This window comes from Streptomyces sp. NPDC059679 (assembly GCF_042734105.1).
Classification (GTDB): Bacteria; Actinomycetota; Actinomycetes; order Streptomycetales; family Streptomycetaceae; genus Streptomyces.
On the sequence record NZ_JBHWES010000048.1, the window covers coordinates 17,523 to 39,153 of the forward strand.

At 72.2% G+C, this 21,631-nt stretch carries 18 protein-coding genes; 2 read left to right on the forward strand and 16 right to left on the reverse strand.

Annotated elements, in window-relative coordinates; translation table 11 throughout:
- Window positions 1–85 precede the first annotated feature (85 nt).
- The 11 genes from ACFV2X_RS37100 to purN all read right to left on the reverse strand — a co-directional run bounded on the left by ACFV2X_RS37100 (window position 86) and on the right by purN (window position 12,877).
- Window positions 86–1,180: a glycine betaine/L-proline ABC transporter ATP-binding protein gene (locus ACFV2X_RS37100; protein WP_385625401.1), complete on the reverse strand. Its 1,095-nt coding sequence runs from the start codon at window positions 1,178–1,180 to the stop codon at window positions 86–88.
- On the reverse strand, window positions 1,180–2,721 hold the full coding sequence (locus ACFV2X_RS37105) for a GMC family oxidoreductase (RefSeq protein WP_385625403.1): 1,542 nt from the start codon (window positions 2,719–2,721) through the stop codon (window positions 1,180–1,182). The genes ACFV2X_RS37100 and ACFV2X_RS37105 overlap by 1 nt, the downstream gene beginning before the upstream one ends.
- Before the next feature lie 187 nt (window positions 2,722–2,908).
- A complete protein-coding gene (locus ACFV2X_RS37110; protein WP_385625405.1) occupies window positions 2,909–4,411 on the reverse strand; it encodes an aldehyde dehydrogenase family protein in 1,503 nt (500 codons plus the stop codon).
- 194 nt (window positions 4,412–4,605) lie between these two features.
- Window positions 4,606–5,445 (reverse strand): serine/arginine repetitive matrix protein 2, encoded by an 840-nt coding sequence (locus tag ACFV2X_RS37115; RefSeq protein WP_385625407.1) that lies wholly within the window; start codon window positions 5,443–5,445, stop codon window positions 4,606–4,608.
- Between the two features lie 59 nt (window positions 5,446–5,504).
- The gene (locus ACFV2X_RS37120) at window positions 5,505–5,945 is read right to left on the reverse strand and encodes a hypothetical protein (protein ID WP_385625409.1); all 441 of its coding nucleotides are present in this window, start codon (window positions 5,943–5,945) and stop codon (window positions 5,505–5,507) included.
- A 130-nt stretch (window positions 5,946–6,075) separates the two neighbouring features.
- Window positions 6,076–7,065: a malate dehydrogenase gene (locus ACFV2X_RS37125; protein ID WP_089512565.1), complete on the reverse strand. Its 990-nt coding sequence runs from the start codon at window positions 7,063–7,065 to the stop codon at window positions 6,076–6,078.
- Window positions 7,066–7,382: 317 nt separating this feature from the next.
- The gene (locus tag ACFV2X_RS37130) at window positions 7,383–8,636 is read right to left on the reverse strand and encodes a DUF2690 domain-containing protein (RefSeq protein WP_385625411.1); all 1,254 of its coding nucleotides are present in this window, start codon (window positions 8,634–8,636) and stop codon (window positions 7,383–7,385) included.
- Window positions 8,637–9,003: 367 nt separating this feature from the next.
- A complete protein-coding gene (locus tag ACFV2X_RS37135) occupies window positions 9,004–9,585 on the reverse strand; it encodes a DUF3017 domain-containing protein (RefSeq protein WP_385625413.1) in 582 nt (193 codons plus the stop codon).
- Window positions 9,575–10,501 carry a bifunctional methylenetetrahydrofolate dehydrogenase/methenyltetrahydrofolate cyclohydrolase gene (locus ACFV2X_RS37140; RefSeq protein ID WP_385625415.1) on the reverse strand — a complete coding sequence of 309 codons (927 nt, stop codon included), beginning with the start codon at window positions 10,499–10,501 and terminating at the stop codon, window positions 9,575–9,577. Before ACFV2X_RS37140 ends, ACFV2X_RS37135 begins: the two co-directional genes overlap by 11 nt.
- 166 nt (window positions 10,502–10,667) lie before the next feature.
- Window positions 10,668–12,230, reverse strand: a complete 1,563-nt coding sequence (gene purH, locus ACFV2X_RS37145; RefSeq protein WP_385625417.1) for a bifunctional phosphoribosylaminoimidazolecarboxamide formyltransferase/IMP cyclohydrolase — start codon at window positions 12,228–12,230, stop codon at window positions 10,668–10,670.
- Window positions 12,227–12,877, reverse strand: a complete 651-nt coding sequence (purN, locus tag ACFV2X_RS37150) for a phosphoribosylglycinamide formyltransferase (protein WP_385625418.1) — start codon at window positions 12,875–12,877, stop codon at window positions 12,227–12,229. The genes purH and purN overlap by 4 nt, the downstream gene beginning before the upstream one ends.
- Window positions 12,878–13,284: 407 nt before the next feature.
- On the opposite strand from purN, the gene ACFV2X_RS37155 reads away from it, so the two are divergent.
- Together ACFV2X_RS37155 and ACFV2X_RS37160 are read left to right on the forward strand one after the other, a co-directional pair.
- Window positions 13,285–14,268, forward strand: a complete 984-nt coding sequence (locus tag ACFV2X_RS37155; RefSeq protein ID WP_385625420.1) for a hypothetical protein — start codon at window positions 13,285–13,287, stop codon at window positions 14,266–14,268.
- Between the two features lie 92 nt (window positions 14,269–14,360).
- Window positions 14,361–14,483 (forward strand): hypothetical protein, encoded by a 123-nt coding sequence (locus ACFV2X_RS37160; protein ID WP_385625422.1) that lies wholly within the window; start codon window positions 14,361–14,363, stop codon window positions 14,481–14,483.
- On the opposite strand, the gene ACFV2X_RS37165 is transcribed toward ACFV2X_RS37160, so the two are convergent.
- The 5 genes from ACFV2X_RS37165 to ACFV2X_RS37185 form a co-directional block, all read right to left on the reverse strand.
- Window positions 14,480–16,447 (reverse strand): DUF6350 family protein, encoded by a 1,968-nt coding sequence (locus tag ACFV2X_RS37165; RefSeq protein WP_385625423.1) that lies wholly within the window; start codon window positions 16,445–16,447, stop codon window positions 14,480–14,482. The genes ACFV2X_RS37160 and ACFV2X_RS37165 overlap by 4 nt on opposite strands.
- A gap of 238 nt (window positions 16,448–16,685) precedes the next feature.
- Window positions 16,686–17,570, reverse strand: coding sequence for a succinate--CoA ligase subunit alpha (sucD, locus tag ACFV2X_RS37170; protein ID WP_014177349.1), 885 nt, complete (start codon window positions 17,568–17,570; stop codon window positions 16,686–16,688).
- 20 nt (window positions 17,571–17,590) lie between these two features.
- Window positions 17,591–18,766, reverse strand: a complete 1,176-nt coding sequence (gene sucC, locus ACFV2X_RS37175; protein ID WP_385625425.1) for an ADP-forming succinate--CoA ligase subunit beta — start codon at window positions 18,764–18,766, stop codon at window positions 17,591–17,593.
- Window positions 18,767–19,096: 330 nt separating this feature from the next.
- Window positions 19,097–20,557 carry a hypothetical protein gene (locus ACFV2X_RS37180; protein ID WP_385625427.1) on the reverse strand — a complete coding sequence of 487 codons (1,461 nt, stop codon included), beginning with the start codon at window positions 20,555–20,557 and terminating at the stop codon, window positions 19,097–19,099.
- 98 nt (window positions 20,558–20,655) lie between these two features.
- Window positions 20,656–21,510, reverse strand: a complete 855-nt coding sequence (locus tag ACFV2X_RS37185) for a hypothetical protein (RefSeq protein WP_385625428.1) — start codon at window positions 21,508–21,510, stop codon at window positions 20,656–20,658.
- Window positions 21,511–21,631: the final 121 nt, after the last annotated feature.

Here is a 21,631-nt window from a genome sequence, read left to right on the forward strand (position 1 = left end):
ATGCCGGAGTGGCAGGTGGTCGCGGCCGTCATGCACGCCCCTCGTATGCCGGGGTGCCGTATGCCGAGGTGACGGGTGCCCGGGATCATGCCGGCGCCCCCTTCACCCGCAGCCCCGCCACCACCGCGAGCAGCCGCTGATGGTCGACCACCCCCAGCAGCCGCGAGCCGTCCATGATCCGGGCCGGGCCGCCGGAGCGGGCGACGGCCTCGATGGCGGTGGCGATGGTCGCGTCGGGCGCGAGCGCGGGGCCGCTGTCCCGCTCGCCGTCCTCGGCGGCGCGCAGCGCGTTGCGCACGGTCAGCACCTGCTCGCGCGGCACATCGCGGACGAAGTCCCGTACGTAGTCGTCGGCCGGGGAGCCGACGATCTCCTCGGGGGTGCCCAGCTGCACAATGCCGCCGTCGCGCATCAGCGCGATGCGGTCGCCGAGCCGCAGGGCCTCGCTCAGATCGTGGGTGATGAAGACCATCGTGCGGCCCTCGTCGTGGTGCAGCCGGATCACCTCCTCCTGCATATCGCGGCGGATCAGCGGGTCGAGCGCGCTGAACGGCTCGTCGAAGAGCAGGACTTCGGGGTCGGCGGCCAGCGCGCGGGCCAGGCCGACGCGCTGCTGCTGACCGCCGGAGAGCTGGCCTGGGCGACGCCGCTCCAGACCGGTGAGCCCGACCTTGGCGACCATCTCGGTGGCCTTGGCGCGGCGTTCGGCCTTGCCCATGCCCTGGATCTCCAAGCCGTAGGCGACGTTGTCGAGCACGGTGCGGTGCGGCAGGAGACCGAAGTGCTGGAAGACCATGGCGGCCCGGTGCCGGCGCAGCTCGCGCAGCCGCGCCTTGTCCATGGCCAGCACATCCTCACCGTCGATGTGGAGGGTGCCGGAGGTGGGCTCGATCAGCCGGGTCAGACAGCGTACGAGGGTGGACTTGCCGGAGCCGGACAGGCCCATGACGACGAAGACCTCGCCCTGCCGCACCTCGAACGACACATCGCGGACGGCCGCCGTGCACCCCGTACGGCGGCGCAGCTCCTCGGCGGGCAGATCGGCGACGGACGAGCCGGGGACGCGGTCGGCCTTGGGCCCGAAGACCTTCCACAGGCCCTGTACGGAGAACACCGGCGCACCTGCCGCGCCGTCGCGCCCTGACGCGGGGGTTGATGCCTTGGTCTCGGTCGCGCTCATCACGCCTCACCTCCGGTAGTGAGCAGTTCCGCGCATTTCTCGCCGACCATCAGCACCCCGATCATCGGGTTGACGGCGGGCATGGTCGGGAAGACGGACGCGTCGGCGATCCGGATGCCCTTGAGCCCCCGGATCCGCAGGTCCGGGCCGACCACGGCCGACTCGTCGGAGACCGCGCCCATCCGGCAGGTGCCCGCCGGGTGGTAGACGGTGTGCGCGACCTTACGGGCGTACTCGCTGAGCTCCTCGTCCGAGGTGATCTCGGGCCCGGGGCACACCTCGCGCTTGAGCCAGCCCGCCAGCGGCTGGGTCTTCGCGATCTCGCGGGCGATGCGTATGCCGTCGACGAGGGTGCGGCCGTCGTAGTCCTCCTCGTCCGTGAAGTAGCGGAAGTCCAGGGCGGGCTTCTGGTCCGGCTCCGCGCTGGTGAGGTAGAGGCGGCCGCGGCTGCGGGGCTTGGGGATGTTCGGGGTCATCGACACACCGTGCTCGGGCTTTTCGTAGCCCAGCCGCTCGGGGTTGTCGGTGAACGGGATTTGGTAGAAGTGGAACATCAGATCCGGGCCCTGCGCACCGGGGTCGCGCCGGACGAACAGGCCCGCGTCCGAATCCATCGCCGAGTTCTCGGGGATCGGGCCGTCCGTCTCCCAGACGATCACCGACTCGGGGTGGTCGAGCAGGTTCTCGCCGACGCCCGGCAGATCGTGCACCACGGGGATGCCGAGCGCTTCCAGATCGCGCCGGGGCCCGATACCGGAGTGCAGCAGCAGCCGCGGGGTGTCCACGGCGCCCGCGCAGACCAGCACCTCACGCTCCGCCTCGACCAGCAGCTCCGCGCCGTCCTTGGTGCGGACCCGCACCCCCGTCGCCCGGCCGGACTCGTCGAGCTCCAGCCGGTACGCCCAGGTCTCCAGCATCAGCTGGAGGTTGGGCCGGTCGAGGAACGGGTGCAGATACGCGACGGAGGCGGAGGACCGCTTGTTGTTCTCCGGGTGGTAGGCGAGGTCGAAGAAGCCGACGCCCTCGTGGAAGGGCTCCTTGTTGAACCCCTCGACGCGCGGCACGCCGAGCGCCGTGTGCGCGGCGTCGACGAAGTCGCGGGCGATGGCGTTCCGGTCCTTCTCGTCGACCGGCACGATGTTGTTGCGCAGCCCCGCGAAGTACGGGTCCATGGAGGCCGCGTCCCAGCCGTCCGCACCCGCCTTCGCCCACTCGTCCCAGTCGCCCGGCAGCGGCTTGAAGGAGATGAGGGTGTTGTGCGAGGAACAGCCGCCGAGCACCCGGGCCCGGCTGTGCCGGATGTGGGAGTTGCCCCGGGGCTGCTCGGTGGTGGGGTAGTCGTAGTCCAGTTCGCCGCCGAGCAGACCGAGCCAGCGGCGCAGGGTCAGCACCTCGGGCCGGTCGATGTCGGACGGCCCGCCCTCGATGACGGCGACACGGATGTCCGGGTCCTCGGTGAGGCGGGAGGCGATCACCGATCCCGCGGTGCCGCCGCCGATGACGACATAGTCGAAACGATCGATTGCGTCAGGTACGGACATGGGGTTACTCCTCGCGGCCCCGGACCGAGGCCCGGGCGTGGGGCGTACATACATGGCGCGTACGTACGCAGGGGGTGGGGGTGTACGGGGTGTGGGGACGTGCGGCGTGCCGTGTGCGTAGGGGGACGGGGAAGGGGTTTTGGCGGGGTGACGGGGTGACGGGTTGGCGGGGTGACGGGCCTACGGCTCAGCCGGCGAACCAGCGGACCGGGGCGGGCCGCAGGTTCTCGTAAATGTGCTTGGTCTCGCGGTATTCGGCCAGGCCCGAGGGGCCGAGTTCGCGTCCGATACCGGACTTCCCGAAGCCACCCCACTCGGCCTGCGGGAGATAGGGGTGGTAGTCGTTGATCCATACGGTGCCGTGGCGCAGCCGCCCCGCGACGCGCCGCGCCCGCGCGGTGTCGCTGGACCAGACGGCGCCCGCGAGCCCGTACTCGGTGTCGTTGGCGAGCGCGATGGCCTCGTCCTCGGTGCGGAAGGACTCGACGGTGAGGATCGGCCCGAAGGTCTCCTCCCGCACCACCCCCATCTCGCGGTTGCACTGGTCGAGGATCGTCGGCAGATAGAAGTAGCCGGTCGCGGGGCGGACGTCGGACGGCTCGGGCTGCGCACCGCCGCAGCGCAGCAGCGCGCCCTCCTCCAGCGCGGAGGCGACATACGCCTCGACCTTGTCGAGCTGGCGCGCCGATACGAGCGGACCGCACTCCACACCGGGCTCGGTGCCGCGCCCGAGCTTGATCTTCTCGGCCCGGCGGGCGAGTTCGGCGACGAACCGCTCGCGTACGGACTCCTCGATGATCAGCCGGGCCCCGGCGGAGCAGACCTGGCCGCTGTGGATGAAGGCGGCGTTGAGGGCCTGGTCGACGGCGGTGTCAAAGCCCTCGGCGGTGTCGCAGGCGTCGGCGAAGACGACGTTGGGGTTCTTGCCGCCGAGTTCGAGCGCGACCTTCTTCACGCCCGGCGCGGCCGCCTGCATCACCTTCGTACCGCTGACCAGGCCGCCGGTGAAGGACACCAGATCCACATCGGGGTGCTCGGCCATCCGGGCGCCCACCGGGTCCCCGGTGCCGGTCACCAGATTGCCGACCCCGGCCGGCAGCCCGGCCTCGACCAGCAGTTCCATCAGATACATCGTCGACAGCGGGGTCAGTTCGCTGGGCTTGACGACAAAAGTGTTGCCCGCGGCGAGCGCCGGGGCGATCTTCCAGCTGGCCTGAAGCAGCGGATAGTTCCATGGGGCGATCAGCGCGCAGACGCCCACCGGCTCATGCACGACCACGCTGTGCACATCCTGGGTGCCCGCGTCGACCACGCGCCCGGCCGACTCGCCGACGACGATCTGGGCGAAGTAGCGAAAGGCGTTGGTGACGTCGTCGACGTCGACCCGCCCCTCTTCGAGCGTCTTACCGGTGTCACGGCTCTCGAGCAGCGCGATCTTCTCGCGGTCGCGCTGGAGCAGATCGGCGACGCGGCGCAGCAGCGCCGCCCGCTCGGCCACGGGCGTATGCGGCCAGGGGCCCGTGTCAAAGGCGCGGCGGGCGGCGGCGACGGCCGCGTCGGTGTCCTCGGCGCCGCCCTCGGATACGACCGCGAGGGTCTTGGCGTCGGCGGGGTCAAGGACCTCCCGCTGCGCGCCGGACGCGGCGGCACGCCACGCCCCGTCCACATGAATGGTCTCGACTGCCGACACGTCTGCTCCGCCTTCCGGTGTTACTGGACTGGCGCCGCCGACCGCGTCGGCAACGCGAAGCCCCTCCCCGAAAGGTGCGGACCTATGCGTGATTGTCATTCGAAAGTGGTCGGGCTCACTTGGTCACAAGCTGTACGCGTTCGCGCACAGATGCTCCCCAGGGGATGAATCGCATCACCTCGGAACGGCGAGGATCAGCTCAGACGGAAGGAATCGACGGCGGCCCGCTGTATCTCCTGCTGTCCGGCGCGGTCGTCGCCCGGGCCGATGACCAGCACGGCGTACATCGTGCCGTCGGACGCGGTGAAGCGGTGGTCGAGGACCCGCCGGGAGCCGCCGTACTTCTCGCTGTCGTAGGTGTACTCCAGCTCCGCCGGGTCCATGGCACCCTGCCCGGTCCGCTCCAGGGTGATCTGCTCATAGCCGCGCTGGCGGGAGGCTATGCGCTCGGCTTCCTGCGCCGACTCGTACGGCGTCTGCTCCGGGCCGTGCAGCTCGAAGATCTGCACCATGGTGGCCTGGTCGGACGAGGTGTAGAAGACGCTGGGCCCCTCGACGGTGCGCCGCCAGCCGTCCGGGACGGCGAGGGTGAAGCCCGCCGGGTCGTCCTCCGTACGGAAACCGGCGGGCGGGGACGCGCCGGGCGAGGCCGAGGGGGACAGGGACGGGGATTGCGCCGGGGACCCGGACGGGGAGGCCGAGGGCGTATCGGACGGCACATCGGAGGGGGTGCTGGTCGGGGTGCCGGACTCCTCGCCAGGGGCCGGAGAGGCCCCGTCGGGCGATACCCCGTCCGTCTCCGACGGCCTGGGCACCGAGCTGTCGCCGACCCCGGGGACGGGGCCCGCCCGATACCCGGCCTTGCCATCGCTCCCGAACGCCACCCATCCGGCGAACGCGAGCGCGGCGCACAGCACCACCGCCACGGCGGCCACCCGCAGACCCCGCCGCGCATCGCCGACCGACGGAGGAGGCGGTGGCGGCGCGCCGCCACCGTCCGCCCACTCCCTCTGTTCCGCGCCTCCGTCGCTCATCCCAGCCCCCCGATGTTTCGACCCTTGCGCGCCGGCTTCCCCTCGCGCGACGGCTTTGCTCAGCCGCCCAGCAGCGCGCCGACCGCCTGTCCCAGAGCCACGCCGGACGCCAGCATGCCGATGCTCGCACTCGCGTCCTGCAACACCGCCCGGAGCCGGGCGAGGCGTCCGGGGGCCGCCGCCCCGGTACGCCGGATCTCGTCCTCGGTCTCGGACAGCTCATCCGCCAGCGCGCTGACCTCGGGGCTCTCGACAAGCCGCGCAAGATCCGCGCCGAGCTGTCGTATGGCCTCCAGCAGCCGCTCGTACGCGGGGTCGCGCGCCACCGACGACTCCGCCCGCACATTCACGATGTAGTTGTGGTCACCGATGCCGACGGCGCCACCACGGACGGAGCCGATACGGATATCGCCGTATGCGCGCCCGCCCGCCCCCGCGGGCTCTTCGTCGTTCTCCGCGCCTGTGTCCGTGTTCGTGTTCGTGTTCGTGTTCTCAGCCATGCTCTCCCCCCGAGCCAGGCAGTCAACTCCTCCCAAAATAGGGGAAGCTGAGCCACAGTCATAGAGCACAGCAAAAGGGCCACCCTCCGGAGTGAATACCGGAAGATGGCCCTTCGGATATCTGCGGCCGTCAGATCAGGCCGAGACCGCGCACGGCCTCGCGCTCCTCCTCGAGCTCCTTCACCGAGGCGTCGATGCGGGAGCGCGAGAAGTCGTTGATCTCCAGGCCCTGGACGATCTCGAACTTGCCGTCCTTGGCGGTGACCGGGAAGGACGAGATAAGGCCCTCGGCCACGCCGTACGAGCCGTCGGAGACCACACCGGCGGAGGTCCAGTCCCCGGCCGGGGTGCCGTTGACCCAGGTGTACACGTGGTCGATGGCGGCGTTGGCGGCGGAGGCGGCCGACGAAGCGCCGCGCGCCTCGATGATCGCGGCGCCGCGCTTGGCGACGGTCGGGATGAACGTCTCGGCCAGCCACTGCTCGTCGTTCACGACCTCGGCGGCGTTCTTGCCCGCGACCTCGGCGTGGAAGACGTCCGGGTACTGGGTGGCGGAGTGGTTGCCCCAGATCGTGAGCTTGGCGATCTCCGCGACCGGGACGCCGGTCTTCTTCGAGAGCTGCGAGAGGGCGCGGTTGTGGTCCAGGCGGGTCATCGCGGTGAAGCGCTCGGCCGGTACGTCCGGCGCGGCGGCCTGGGCGATGAGCGCGTTGGTGTTCGCCGGGTTGCCGACGACCAGGACCTTGATGTCGTCCGCGGCGTGGTCGTTGATGGCCTTGCCCTGCGGCTTGAAGATGCCGCCGTTGGCCTCCAGCAGGTCGCCGCGCTCCATTCCCTTCGTCCGCGGCCGGGCGCCGACGAGCAGCGCCACGTTCGCGCCGTTGAAGGCCACGTTCGGGTCGTCGGTGATGTCGATGCCCTGAAGCAGCGGGAAGGCGCAGTCGTCGAGCTCCATCGCGGTGCCCTCGGCGGCCTTCAGGCCCTGGGGGATCTCCAGGAGGTTCAGCTTGACCGGCACGTCCGCGCCGAGCAGCTGACCGGAGGCGATGCGGAAGAGCAGCGCGTAGCCGATCTGGCCGGCCGCGCCGGTGACGGTGACATTGACGGGAGTGCGGGTCATGGCGGTCTCCTGCGCTGTGTTTTCTGTCGATCTCTTGGTGTCGAGATACCGGCGTCAGGCTATCCGACGGGGACACACGGGGCCCCAGGGGCCACTGTGTAACCGCTCACCGCCGACAGACAAGGCCCGGCAGCCATTCGGCTCCCGGCAGCATTCGGCGGCCGCCTGCACGAGGAGGGGGAGTAGCAGGCGGCCGCCACGGTGCCATGCCGCACCCGTGGGGGGGTCGGCCTGCGCCTGCCCCGATTCGGCGAGCGCATGCCGCCCGACCCGGATATTTCCTTGAGATCCCTTCGGACGACGGCGCCCGGCGGCCCTCACGGCGCGCTGGTGCGCCCCGCGGCCGTCGTGGTGCAGCCGCGCTGTCCGGTGGTGCGGGTGGCGCAGGCCTTGGCCTCGGTGGTGGAGCCGACCGCGATCATCGGGGTGTAGACGTCGCCGTCGGCGTCGACCTTGCCGTACTCGGTGCGCGCCGGGCCGACCGCGCCCTGGGCGGGCGCGGTCACCTGTAACCGGTCGCCGGGGGCGGCCTTGGTGATCCGGGCCCACGCCGCGCCGCACACCTTGCTGTAGCGCACCTCGACATACGCGCTGCCAACGGTCACGCTCGCGGTCGTCCTGGCGTACGCGCCACCGCACCCCATGGTCTCGGGGTCCTTGCCGGTGCACTCCCGGCCGGTGCATTTCACTCCGCTGGGCAGGCGGGGGCCGCTGGTCGTGGTCGGCCCGGGCGTCGGGTCCTCGGCCCGTTCGTCGGCCTGGCCTCCCGGGTTGACCAGGAGGACCACTGCCGCGCCCATGAGCAGCACCCCGACCGCCGTGGCGATGAACAGCGGGACGCGTCGGCGGCGCCTGTCCGGCGACGGGGGCGGGCCTGGCGGATCACGCGGCTCGGGCGGATCGGGAAGCAGGGCCGGTGCGCCGGAGACGAGCGGCGGGTCCGCCACAGGCGGCTCAGGCGGCACGGCAGCCGCCCTGCGAACCGCCGTCTCAGCGATATGGGGTGGCTCGGTGTGGGGTGGCTCGGTGTGGGGTGGCTCGGTGCGCGGCGTCGCGGGCCTCTGCGGCTCTGGCTCCGTACGGCGTGTCTCGACCCAAGGCGTCTCCGTACGGGATGCCTCGGCCCAAGGCGTCTCCGTACGGGGTGACTCGTTGCGGGGCGGCTCGGTATAGGCCCACCCGGCTTCGGCCTCCTCCGCCGCACGGCCGTTCCTCGAGTGCGGCAGCGGGCCCGTCTCCCCCAGCGCGGCCCGCGCCTGCGCGACCCTGATCGCCTCCATCGTGACGTCGTGCCGTAACTCGGAACGGCTCCACGCGCGCTCCGCCAGCTCCCACAGGGTGCTCAGATGCTCGACGTCCGTGCCCGTCGCCTCTGCCAGCGCCACCACCGCGCCCTGCGGCGGCAGCAGACGACCGTTGAGGTAGCGCTCCCACGACGTCTTGCTGTAGCCAGTGCGGTCGGCGACCGCGACGAGGCTCAGCTCGCTGTGCTCGACGAGCCTGCGTAACTGCCCGACGAACTCCCGAACCTGCGGATCGAGCTCGTCCGGCAGCCCCCTCCAACGAGGCATTGCCTCCCCCTGTCCCCCCGTGCCCGTGAACTTCCCGTGCCCTGCCCCCGTTTGGGCACCCTTGAGAGTCCTGGATCCGCTACCCAGGGAGATGCCCCGCCCAAGAATGACAGTTCCCCCAGCAGGGGCGCACCGGAGCATTCCGGACCTGGGCGCGCTCCCAATGCGCCCCTATAGGGCTGTTGCGCACCCGAGACGTCGTACCGGAATGGTCACTTCCGGGCCACAGGCCCTCGACGTCCATTGATCCAGCAGGGCTTTTAACAGAACCCTTATCTCAGACGGCCCGTCCTTCTTCGGGGGAGAGGACGGGCCGTCGTCGTGCACGGGCGCTGAGCGGTCGGGTGGGGGCAGAGACCTCATCGCCCTATCGGACGGTGAAGTGCACCACGTCCTCCAGGAACGGCACCTTCAGCCAGGGCTTGGGCTGGGCCATCAGGGACAGCAGCACGATCGCCGACCCCAGCACCCCGTACGTCAGCATGTCGGTGAACCGGGAGCGCACCGCCAGCATCCCGACCTCCGGCAGCGCCCACCGCAGCAGCGCGCCCGCCAGCAGGGACAGCCCCACCAGGATCGTGCCCGCGCGGAACGCGTCCAGGGCCACCACCAGCAGCCCCACGCCGACGCCGCCCATCACCACCAGCAGCGGCCACTGGCGCGCGGGCGCCGGGGCGCCGCCGGACGCGGCGCGGCCACCGCCCTCGGGGCGCGCGGTGTCCCGGGTGATCAGGGGGAATCGGCGCGATCTGGCGGCAGGGCGCCCCGCCGCGCCACTGTGCGCCGCTGCTCCGCTGTGCGCCGCTGCTCCGTTCTGTGCCGCAGCCCCGTTGGGGGCCGCAGCTCCGTTCAGCCCTGCCGCCCCGTTCGACGCCGCAGCTCCGTTCGGCGCCGCCGCGGGGCGCTGTCCGGCCGGCTCGGCGGCCGGCTCACCGGCCTCAGCCGGCATGCCCGGCACCGCTGCCGCCGTCGCTGTCACCCTCGCCCTCGCCGTCGGCGTCGCCGTCGGCGGCCTTGGCGGCGCGCTCCGCCGCCTCCACCACGTTGACCAGCAGCTGGGCGCGGGTCATCGGGCCGACGCCGCCCGGGTTCGGGGAGATCCAGCCCGCGACCTCGCTCACATCGGGGTGCACATCGCCGGCGATCTTGCCGTGCTCGTCCCGGCTGACGCCGACGTCGAGCACCGCGGCCCCCGGCTTGACGTCCTCCGCCTTGATCAGGTGCTGCACGCCGGCCGCCGCCACGATGATGTCGGCCTGGCGCAGCAGCCCGGACAGATCGCGGGTGCCGGTGTGGCACAGCGTGACCGTGGCGTTCTCCGAGCGGCGGGTGAGCAGCAGCCCGATCGACCGGCCGACGGTGATACCGCGGCCGACGACCACCACATGGGCGCCGTTGATCTCCACGCCGTGGTGGCGCAGCAGCTGGATGATGCCGTACGGGGTGCACGGCAGCGGGCCGGTCTCGTTCAGCACCAGTCGGCCGAGGTTCATCGGGTGCAGCCCGTCGGCGTCCTTGGCCGGGTCGATCAGCTCCAGTACCCGGTTGGCGTCGATGCCCTTGGGGAGCGGCAGCTGCACGATGTAGCCCGTGCAGGCCGGGTCCTCGTTGAGCTCCCGTACGGCCGCCTCGATCTCCTCCTGGGTGGCGGTCTCGGGCAGGTCGCGCCGGATGGAGGCGATGCCGACCTCGGCGCAGTCGCGGTGCTTGCCCGCGACGTACCACTTGCTGCCCGGGTCCTCACCGACCAGCACGGTTCCGAGCCCGGGGTGGATGCCCTTGGCCTTGAGCGCCTCCACTCGGCTGACGAGATCGGACTTGATCGAGGCTGCGCTTGCCTTGCCATCGAGAATCTGCGCGGTCATGGCTTCATCCTCCCGGATTCGGGGACGTCTGTTCCAATCAGGGCCCGCCCCACCCGGGGTCTGGCGGGATCCGAGCCGTGTATGTCCTGTGTCGTGTGGCGTGTGTCGCCTACGGCCAGAGGGCCGCACCCCGCGCGTCGGGGGTGCGGCCCTCGGTCCGTACCGCTCAGTGGAAGAAGTGGCGCGTGCCGGTGAAGTACATGGTCACGCCCGCCTTCTGGGCCGCCTCGACGGTCAGCTCGTCGCGGACCGAGCCGCCCGGCTGCACCACGGCCTTGATCCCGGCCTCCGCCAGCACCTCGAAACCGTCCGGGAAGGGGAAGAAGGCGTCGGAGGCCGCGTACGAGCCGCTCGCCCGCTCCTCGCCCGCCCGCTGTACGGCGAGCCGCGCCGAGTCGACGCGGTTGACCTGGCCCATGCCGACGCCGACCGTCGCGCCGTCCTTCCCGAGCAGGATCGCGTTGGACTTCACGGCCCGGCAGGCGCGCCAGGCGAAGGCCAGCTCGGCCAGGCCGTCGGCGTCCAGCGCCTCGCCGGTCGCCAGGGTCCAGTTGGCCGGGTCGTCGCCCTCGGCCTGGAGCCGGTCCTTGGCCTGCACCAGGTCGCCGCCCTCGATCGACCGGTACTCGCCGCCCGCCGCCGGGGCGTCGGGGCAGCGCAGCACGCGGATGTTCTTCTTGCGGGCCAGCACCTCGACGGCGCCGTCCTCGTACTCCGGGGCGACGATGACCTCGGTGAAGATCTCGGCGACCTGCTCGGCCATGGCGACCGTCACCGGGCGGTTGACGGCGATCACGCCGCCGAACGCCGAGAGCGGGTCACACGCGTGCGCCTTGCGGTGGGCCTCGGCGACGTCCGCGCCGACCGCGATGCCGCAGGGGTTGGCGTGCTTGATGATCGCGACGCAGGGCGCGTCGTGGTCGTACGCCGCACGCCGCGCGGCCTCGGTGTCGGTGTAGTTGTTGAAGGACATCTCCTTGCCGTGCAGCTGCTCGGCGTACGCGAGGCCCTTGCCCGTGCCGTTGGTGTAGAGCGCGGCGGGCTGGTGCGGGTTCTCGCCGTAGCGCAGCACCTGCTTGCGCTCGTAGGTGACGCCGATGAAGTCCGGCCAGGGGCCCTCGTCGGCCGCGTAGCCTTCGGCGAACCAGTTCGCCACCGCCACGTCGTACGCCGCGGTGTGCTGGAACGCCTCGCTCGCCAGCCGCTTGCGCTGCTCGAGGTCGAAGCCGCCCTCGGCGGCGGCCTTCAGGACGTCCGCGTAGCGCTCGGGGTTGACGACCACGGCCACGGACGGGTGGTTCTTGGCGGCCGCGCGGACCATGGAGGGGCCGCCGATGTCGATCTGCTCGACGCACTCGTCGGGCGAGGCGCCCGAGGCGACGGTCTCCCGGAACGGGTAGAGGTTGACGACGACCAGCTCGAAGGGCTCGACGCCCAGCTCGGCGAGCTGTTCGCGGTGCGAGTCGAGCCGCTGGTCGGCGAGGATGCCCGCGTGGACGCGCGGGTGCAGCGTCTTGACGCGGCCGTCCAGGCACTCGGGGAAGCCGGTCAGCTCCTCCACCTTGGTGACCGGAACGCCCGCGGCGGCGATCTTCGCCGCCGTCGAGCCGGTCGAGACGAGCTGGACCCCGGCCGCGTCCAGCCCCCGGGCCAGTTCCTCGAGCCCCGACTTGTCGTAGACGCTGACCAGCGCGCGGCGGATGGGCCGCTTCGTACCTTCGGCGGTCACGGGATCATTACCTTTCGTCCCTCAATGCGGTAGCCGTTGCGGGCCAGACGCCCCACGACCTCGACGAGCAGCGAGCGCTCGACTTCCTTGATCCGCTCATGCAGAGCGGACTCGTCGTCCTCGTCCCGGACCTCGACCACGCCCTGGGCGATGATCGGGCCGGTGTCGACTCCGTCGTCGACGAGATGGACGGTGCAGCCGGTCACCTTCACGCCGTACGCGAGCGCGTCGCGCACGCCGTGGGCGCCGGGAAAGCTGGGCAGCAGCGCGGGGTGGGTGTTGACGCACCGGCCGCCGAAGCGGGCCAGGAACTCCTGGCCCAGGATCTTCATGAACCCCGCCGAGACCACGAGGTCCGGCTCGTACGCGGCCGTCGCCTCGGCCAGCGCGCGGTCCCATTCGGCGCGGGTGGCGTGGTCCTTCACCCGGCAGACGAAGGTGGGGATCCCGGCGCGCCCGGCGCGCTCCAGGCCCGCGATACCGGCGCGGTCGGCGCCGACGGCCACGACCTCCGCGCCGAAGCCGGAGGCGCCCTCGGCGGCGATCGCGTCGAGGAGCGCCTGCAGATTCGTACCGGAGCCGGATACGAGGACGACGAGGCGGGCGGGGCGCTCGGGGCGGGCGGCGAGGGAGGGCGGGGAGGCCACGGCGGGGATCTTTCTCGCGGGCGATGCGGGCGATGCGGGCGGTGCGCGGGTGCTCAGAGTGCTTGTGTGTGGCGGCGCCACTGCGTTTGTGTGGACATACAAGGACGCGGAGTCATGAATTCCGGGGAACTCTACGAAGCCGCCGACCGTCAGCAACGATACCGGCACACGAAACGGCCCCCGGGGGACGGGGGCGAGCGCGGGAGGTAGCGTCTGGACTGCGAATCCGACTGACGCCGTGGGAACCACCGTCGCGTCCCACGCAAGGGGAGCCGTACGGCGCAGGCCCTACGGAAGCCTTGCGTGCATCACGACGACACAAGGGGAAGACACCTCCACATGCCGGACCGACGCCGCCGCGCGGCTCACTGCCTCACGCCGACCCCTGCGCGCACCGGGGGGCCGCGATGAGGTACGCCCGCACGTCGCGCACGACGCCGCTGCTGCGTGAGCAGCAGTCCCCGTCCTCCTCCGCCTCACCCGAGGGCTCGCCCTCCGGGCGCGAGGAGAACAACCCCTTCGCACCGCCGCCGGAGGGACGGCCGGACCAGCCCTGGCAGCCCAGGCACCGGCCCGACACCGCGCCGGGCGGTGAGGGCGTTGGCGGCGGTAGCGGCGACGACGGCCGCGCCGCGCCGGGCGGACCCGGTGAACCCGGCAGTCCGGGCAGCCCGACTGGCACCCCCTGGCCTGCCGCCCCCGGCACCCCCGGCGGCGCCATACAAAGCGATCAGGGAGGCCAGAGCGGCCAGGGAGACCAGGAGGGCCAGGGCGGCGGTCAAGGCGGCCAGGACGGCCCGCCACAGCAGCCCCCGGCCTGGGGCAGCCAGTGGAGCAGCCGCCAGCCCGGCCGCCAGAACGGCGGCTTCGGCTCAAACCCCGGCCGACCGAACGGAACGGGCGGCCAGGGCGGCTCCGGCGGCCCGCGCTGGGACCCGAACGACCCGGCCCAGCGGCGCGCCCGCTACGCCCTGCTCGCGGGCATGTGGGCCTTCTTCTTCGCGCTGTTCAGCCTGCCGGAGATCGCGCTGCTGCTCGGCGCGCTGGCCGTCTACTGGGGCATCAGCTCGCTGCGCGCCAAGCCGCGCCGACCGGCCCCCACGCCGCCCTCGGCCGCCCCGCTGAACGCTCCGCCGCCCGCTCCCGGCACCACCCCGGCCCATCTCCCCGCGCCGGGCAGCAGCCCCTCGAAGCCGCAGGCCACGGCGGCGATCAGCGGGCTGGTCACGGGCGGTCTCGCACTGGCCATCGTCGCGGCGACCTTCACCACGCAGATCGTCTACAGCGACTACTACTCCTGTGTGGACGACTCCCTCACCCAGACCTCCCGGCACGCCTGCGAGGACCTGCTGCCCAAGCAGCTCCGGCCGCTGCTCAGCACGGAGGACTGAGCGGGTCCGAGGAACCCGAACAGCAGGGGCGGCTGCGACGCGCATACGTCGCAGCCGCCCCTTTCGCGTGCCCCAACAGTTCCGGGGGACTCATGGCGAAGCAGCGCATCACCACCGGCCTGGCCATCCTGACCGGCGCCTGCGCGGCGATGCGGCTCGCGGAGGAGCGTAAGCGCCCGGCGCACTCCCCCGCGGGACAGGCCCTGGGTGCCTAATGACCCAGGTCGGTGGGCGGGGTCCCAGGCCGGTCGGCCTTGGGGCCCGGCGCCGTGTCGTAGTGCGGGAAGAACTGCCGCCACCAGGGCGCGGGCGTCTTGGTGGCGTCCGCGCCACCGTCACCCCCGGTGCCCGGCGCGCTCCGGCCGTCCCGCGCGCTCCGGCCGTCCCGCGAGCTCCGGCCGTCCCGCGAGCTCCGGCTGTCCCGCGAGCTCCGGCGCTCGGCCTCCGATCGCTTCGATCGCGGTGGGGGCGTCGCCGAGGCCGCCCAGGCCCGGGCCTCCGCCTTACGGGCCACCCAGGCCATCAGCGCGGGTACGAACAGCCGCAGCCATCGCAGAAGGACCGCTCCGGGGATCCCCGGCAGGGCGGTCCAGGCCAGTGTCGCCGTGCCCGTATGCCACCAGCTGGGGCCCAGTTCGGCGAGTCCGTGGGTGCCCAGGGCTCCGCCCGAGGCACCGGCGAGCAGCGCCATCGCGGCCGCGCAGCCGAGCGAGGCGCCCGCGGCCATCAGGGCGGTCTGGCCCCACCCCCACACCGACACGGCCGACCGCAGCGCCCGCCGCCCCTCGCCGCCGCCCGCACTCCCATCCCCGCCCCTGCTCTGGACGGGGTGCACGGCCTGGACAACCCGCACGGCCTGGACACTCTGAGCGCTCTGGCCGCCCTCCGCGCCGTCCACCCACCGCACGGCCGCGACCGCGACGAACCACGCCACCGACGCCCCCGCCGCGCACCCCGTCAACCAGCTCAGCGGGACGCCCCCGCCCTCGGCCGGCAGCGCGGCCAGCAGGGGGAAGTCGGGCAGGTCGGGGTAGTCCGCCACGCCGAGCGGGCCGACGGCGGCGGAGCCGACCGTGAACCCGGGGCCGAGTCCGTACGCCGCGCCCCACACGATCGCGTTCGGCAGCAGCGCCAGGCTGATCAGCAGCACCGCGAAACGGCCGGACCACACGTCACTGAGCTCCAGGAACGCCAGCTGCACCGCGCCCGCGTGGCTCATCAGCGACACCGCCGTGAGCAGCGTGCCACAGCCGAGCAGCACGACGACCGCGCCCCCGGCGGCCCGCAGCACAGCGCCGCGGAAGGCAGGGGTCCGGTACGCCGGGGGCCGCGGCTCGACGGCCCCGGGGGCGGCACCCCGGCGCCCGGCCGCCGAGCGGAGCCGTACGACGGGCACGAGACACACCAGGCGCACCAGACGCACCAGGCGCTTGAGCCGGTGACGGGCCGAGACAAGCCGTACGGCGCGCGGCGCCCGGGCGACCAACCGCGCGCGCAACCAGTCACCCAGCCGGCGTCGCCAGCGGCGGCACGCCTCGCGTACGGGGCCGGGCGGCAGCGGTCCGGGGAACCGCCCGTCCGCCGCCCACACCCCCACCGCGACGGCCGCCGCGCCGACCAGCGGCAGATGCAGCAGGGCGCTGAACGGCTCGACGTGCAGCGGACCCGTCGAGGCGTACACCACGATGGCCACCCCGACCAGCAGATAGCCGCCCGTCACCCATCCGAAGGCAGTGCGCGGGTGGAGCGTGGCCTCCTCGGACACCCATAGCCCCGGGCCGCCCGCCGCCTCCGCCGCCTCGTCCGTCTCCTCCGGCACGCCCGTCTCGATCGCATGGCGCCCGGCCCGGTAGAGCAGCCAGCACGGCAGGGCGCTGAGCAGCAGCGGGGTCAGCCCGACGGGCGCGGAGTCCCCCGACAGCGTCTCGGTCCGTACGAGCTCCGCGCCGTGCGCGAGCAGCCACAGGTCGGCGGCGATGTGCAGGGCGCCGTCCGGGCTGGTGTCGGGAGACGAGGAGGTGATCCACAGCAGGAGTACGACGACGGCGAGCGCGCCAAGACCGAGCCCCGCGGCGACGACGCCGCCGAGGAACGCCTCTCTCACCTCGGAGGAGGGGCGCCGGAGCGCGGCGCGGCCAGGGGAGGACAACGACGGGCTGCGATCGGTCAATTGGGTCACGCGCCCATGCTGCCAATAACTGCCGTTTCATCCGCACATCAGGCGATTAGTCGCCGTGTCGTAAAGATTGCGCTTATGCGGCTTTCGCGGTAAGGGCGGATATGCGCAGGTGGCGGAAGGGCAGCCGGAACGGGAACGGCAAAAGGCGCGGGCCCGCACCACCTCGTGGGTGGTGCGGGCCCGCGCCCGTGAGCCGTACGCTCCGGTGGGGCGCCCGGTCAGCGCCCGGTCGGCGGCGTCAGCCGGCCAGCGCGGCGCGCGCCAGGCGGGCGGTCTCGGACGGGGTCTTGCCGACCTTCACGCCCGCGGCCTCCAGGGCCTCCTTCTTCGCCTGCGCGGTGCCGGAGGACCCGGACACGATCGCACCGGCGTGGCCCATGGTCTTGCCCTCGGGCGCGGTGAAGCCCGCCACATAGCCGACGACCGGCTTGGTGACATTGGCCTTGATGAAGTCCGCGGCCCGCTCCTCCGCGTCGCCGCCGATCTCACCGATCATCACGATCAGGTCGGTGTCGGGGTCGGCCTCGAAGGCGGCCAGGGCGTCGATGTGGGTGGTGCCGATGATCGGGTCACCGCCGATGCCGACGCAGGACGAGAAGCCGATGTCGCTCAGCTCGTACATCATCTGGTAGGTCAGCGTGCCGGACTTCGACACGAGACCGATCCGGCCCGGCTTGGTGATGTTGGCCGGGATGATGCCCGCGTTCGACTGACCCGGCGTGATCAGGCCCGGGCAGTTCGGGCCGATGATGCGGGTCTTGTTGCCCTTCTGGCCGGCGTAGGCCCAGAAGTTGGCGGTGTCGTGGACCGCGATGCCCTCGGTGATCACGACGGCGAGCGGAATCTCGGCGTCGATCGCCTCGATGACCGCGTCCTTGGTGAACTTCTCCGGGACGAAGATGACGGTGACATCGGCGCCGGTGGCCTCGATGGCCTCCTTGACGGTGCCGAAGACCGGTACCTCGGTGCCGTCGAAGTCGACCTTCGTACCGGCCTTGCGCGGGTTCACACCACCGACGATGTTGGTGCCCGAGGCGAGCATCCGACGGGTGTGCTTCTGGCCCTCGGAGCCGGTCATCCCCTGGACGATGACCTTGCTTTCCTTGGTGAGGAAGATAGCCATGGTGTTGGTGACCTGTTCCCTTACTTCGCAGCCGCGAGCTCGGCGGCGCGCTCGGCCGCTCCGTCCATGGTGTCCACCTGCTGCACGAGCGGGTGGTTGGCGTCGGTGAGGATCTTGCGACCCAGCTCCGCGTTGTTGCCGTCGAGGCGCACGACGAGCGGCTTGGTGACCTCTTCGCCCTTGGACTTCAGCAGCTCCAGGGCCTGGACGATGCCGTTGGCCACGGCGTCACAGGCGGTGATGCCGCCGAAGACGTTGACGAAGACGGACTTGACGTCCGGGTCGCCGAGGATGATCTCCAGGCCGTTGGCCATCACCTCGGCGGAGGCGCCGCCGCCGATGTCGAGGAAGTTGGCGGGCTTGACGCCACCGTGGTTCTCACCGGCGTACGCGACGACGTCGAGGGTCGACATGACCAGACCCGCGCCGTTGCCGATGATGCCGACCTCGCCCTCGAGCTTGACGTAGTTGAGGCCCTTGGCCTTGGCGGCCGCCTCGAGGGGGTTGGCCGCGGCCTTGTCCTCGAGCGCCTCGTGCTCCGGCTGGCGGAAGGCGGCGTTCTCGTCCAGGGAGACCTTGCCGTCCAGGGCGATGATCTTGCCTTCGCCCGTCTTGACCAGCGGGTTGACCTCGACGAGGAGGGCGTCCTCCGCGATGAAGACCTTCCACAGGGTCTGCAGCACCTCGGCGACCTGGTCGGCGATGTCGGCCGGGAACTTCGCCGCGGCGACGATCTCGGCGGCCTTCTCCTTGGTCACGCCCTCGATGGCGTCGACCGGGATCTTGGCGAGCGCCTCGGGGTTCTGCTCGGCGACCACCTCGATCTCCACGCCGCCCTCGACGGAGGCCATGGCGAGGAAGGTGCGGTTGGTACGGTCCAGCAGGAAGGAGACGTAGTACTCCTCCTTGATGTCCGCGGTCTGGGCCAGCATCACCTTGTGGACCGTGTGGCCCTTGATGTCCATGCCCAGGATCTGGGTGGCCTTGGCGACCGCGTCATCCGCGTCGGAGGCCAGCTTGACGCCACCGGCCTTGCCGCGGCCGCCGACCTTGACCTGCGCCTTGACGACCGCGCGGCCGCCCAGTCGCTCGGTCACCTCGCGCGCCGCCTCAGGCGTGTCGATGACTTCACCGGCCAGCACCGGTACACCGTGCTTGGCGAAGAGGTCCCTCGCCTGGTATTCGAACAGGTCCACGCGCGTCCGTCCCTTTTCCTGGAAATCGCGGTTCGTTGTCTGCGCGGGCGTGCCGCGGTGGCAGCGTGAGGACGCGATCTTTGACGAGGCGGCACACGTGCGCCGGGTACGCGGCATGTCCGTCTCGCAGGTTATCCCCGCAGGACCTGCGACCCTAAATCGCAGATCACACTGGCGCGGTGATTACGGTCACAGATCGCGACCATACCCACCTATCTTTGTACAGCCGTGCTGCTCGGAGGGGGAAATGCCGATCGGGCGGCCCCCTCCCCAACGAGGGCCGCCCGATCGGTCAAGCAGATGCCGTACGGCGTACGGCAGGTTGTGTCATCAGATGTTCAGCCCGCCGAGGCCGTCAACACCGTCGATGCCGTCAACGGTGGGCAGGTTCGCCGGGACGGTGGGCAGGTCGGCCGGGACGGTCGGCAGGTCCGCGGGCACGGTCGGCAGGTCAGCCGGGACGGTCGGCAGGTTCGCCGGGACGGTGGGCAGGTCGGCCGGGACGGTGGGCAGGTCCGCGGGCACGGTCGGCAGGTCGGCCGGAACGGCCGGGAGGTCCGCGGGCACGGTCGGCAGGTCAGCCGGGACGGTCGGCAGGTCCGCGGGCACGGTCGGCAGGTCAGCCGGGACGCTCGGCAGGTCGGCCGGAACCGTCGGCAGGCCCGTGGCCGGAACCGCCGGGAGGTCCGCCGGGACCGAGGGGACGCCCGGCAGGGTCGGCAGGACCGGCAGGCCCGGGATGTTGGCGGCGTCCGTCAGGTCGGTCAGGTCGCCGGGCAGCGACGGGACCAGGGTCCGGGCGCCCGCGACCGCGTCGCCGACGACGATCTGCCCGTCGGCGGTCACGGTCATGGTGAGGCCCTGCACGAGCAGCACGCTGTCGGCGGCCACGCCCGTCGCGCTGTCCTGGGCGCCGTTGGCCAGGTTCTGGGCGTACGGGGCGACCTGCAGGTACACATCGTCGGCCAGCATGCCGGCGTCACCGACGGTCTGCTGGGCCACGGGGGTCACCTTGCCCACGACGTCGTTCCCGGCCGGGGGCAGCTCGCCCGGGGCGATGGAACCGGCGGTCGCCTGGGCGTCGCCCACGGCGCGCTGGGCCTTGCCGGCCAGCTCCTCCGGACGGACACCCGCACCGGAGAGGGCGGCGAGCAGGTCGTCGGCCGAGCCGGGGGTGGCGGGCAGCTCAGGGGTGGCGGGCAGCTCAGGGGTGGCCGGGACGGTCGGCAGCTCGCCCGGGACGGAGGGCAGGGCGGGCACGGACGGCAGCGAGCCGAGGCCGGGGAGCTGCGGGATGACGCCGGGCACCTCGCCGGTGGGCAGGTCGACGCCGCCGGTGACCTTCTTGGCGGCCTTCTGCGCCTTCTTGACGGTCTTCTTGGCCTTCTTGACCGTCTTCGCCGGGTCGACCTTGTCGGTGGCGCCGCCCGCGACGCCGTCGGTCAGACCGTCGGTCAGGCCGGTCACGTCGCCGACGCCCGGCAGGGCGCCCTTCGCGGTGCCGGTGACCTTCGAGGCCGCGCCGTCCACGGTGGCCTTGGCGCCGTCCACGGCCTCGCCGGCGGCACCGGTGACCTTGGAGGTGTCGGCCACGCCGTTGGTCACGTCCTTGACGCCGTCGGTCGGCAGCGTGTCCCCGGCGGTCTTGGCGGCGCCGCCGACGGTGCTGGTGACGCTGTCGGTGGCCGGGACCTCGGGGAGGGTGTCCGCGTTGGCGGCGGCGGTACCGAGGGCCCAGATACCGGTGGCAGCGGCGACGACGAGGATGGAACGGCGGATGTTGTTACGCATGAGGGGGAAGTCCTTCGAATTCAGGGGGGATGTTCGGACGGGCAGACCTGACCCGCCCCCGCGCGGCAGGTCTCAAACAGACGGAGTGGAGGTCTGCCCTAGCCGGGGAATTCGAGGACTTCGTTGAACCGCTCACGCGTGGGCGCGGAGCTCTCGGCGCGTACGGCGCCGGGGCGCAGCCAGTGGCCGGCCTGGCCGCCGGGCACCAGGGCGGCATGGGTGTCCCCGCTACGGGGGGCACCGCTGTCGCCGGTGCACTGGGCGACGGCCCCCGCCGGAGAACCGGCGGGGAAGGGGAAGGGAAGCGGCGCCGGAACGCCGTCGCCCTGGGCCGGGCCGTGCGCCGCCCGCACGACCGGAGCCCGGTCGTGATCGGCGACAGTGCGCGGCGCGGTCACGGCCGACCGCGGGGCCGTGGGCCCCATACGGGTAGCGGCGCGCGCGGCCTGGTGTCCGGATGCCTTGTCGCCCTTGGCCTGGTGGCCGTCGGACGGCTGCTGAGCAGGCACGGAACCGCTCGGACCGGTGTCGTCGCCCGCCCCGCCGAGCACGTCGGAGGGCAGGTGGACGGGCAGAGACCTGCCCGTCTGGTCCAGCAGGTCGGTGACCGGCTCGGTGAGTTCCCGGGTCTGCTCCTCCACCGGCCGTACGGCATCCCGTACGGCATCGTTGGCGACCTGCGCCGCGTCGTCGGTGGCCTTGGTGGCCCCCGGGTCGTCGGTGGCCTGGGCGGCGTCGTTCGTATGCCGCGCCACGGTGTCGTCGGCGCTGTCCGGGCCGAGCAGCCCGGAGGTGGCCGACGAGCCGGCCGCCCCGCCCGCGTCCGTCCGGTCCGCGGCGTGCGCGCTGCCCCCGAAGAGGAACGCGAGCGCCAGGAAACCTCCGAGGAACAGCGCCGCCAGCAGCGCCCGCCGTGCGGCCGCAGTGCGCGGCAGGCGCACTGCGGCAGGCATGGCGGACACAGCAGACAAGATCGGAGGCCTTCCCAGAGGTACGGGCATACGGGCATACAGAACAGGGCGAAGCAGATTTGGATCGACCAATCGGAAGGTCAGATTCACTTCCGGGGCGATG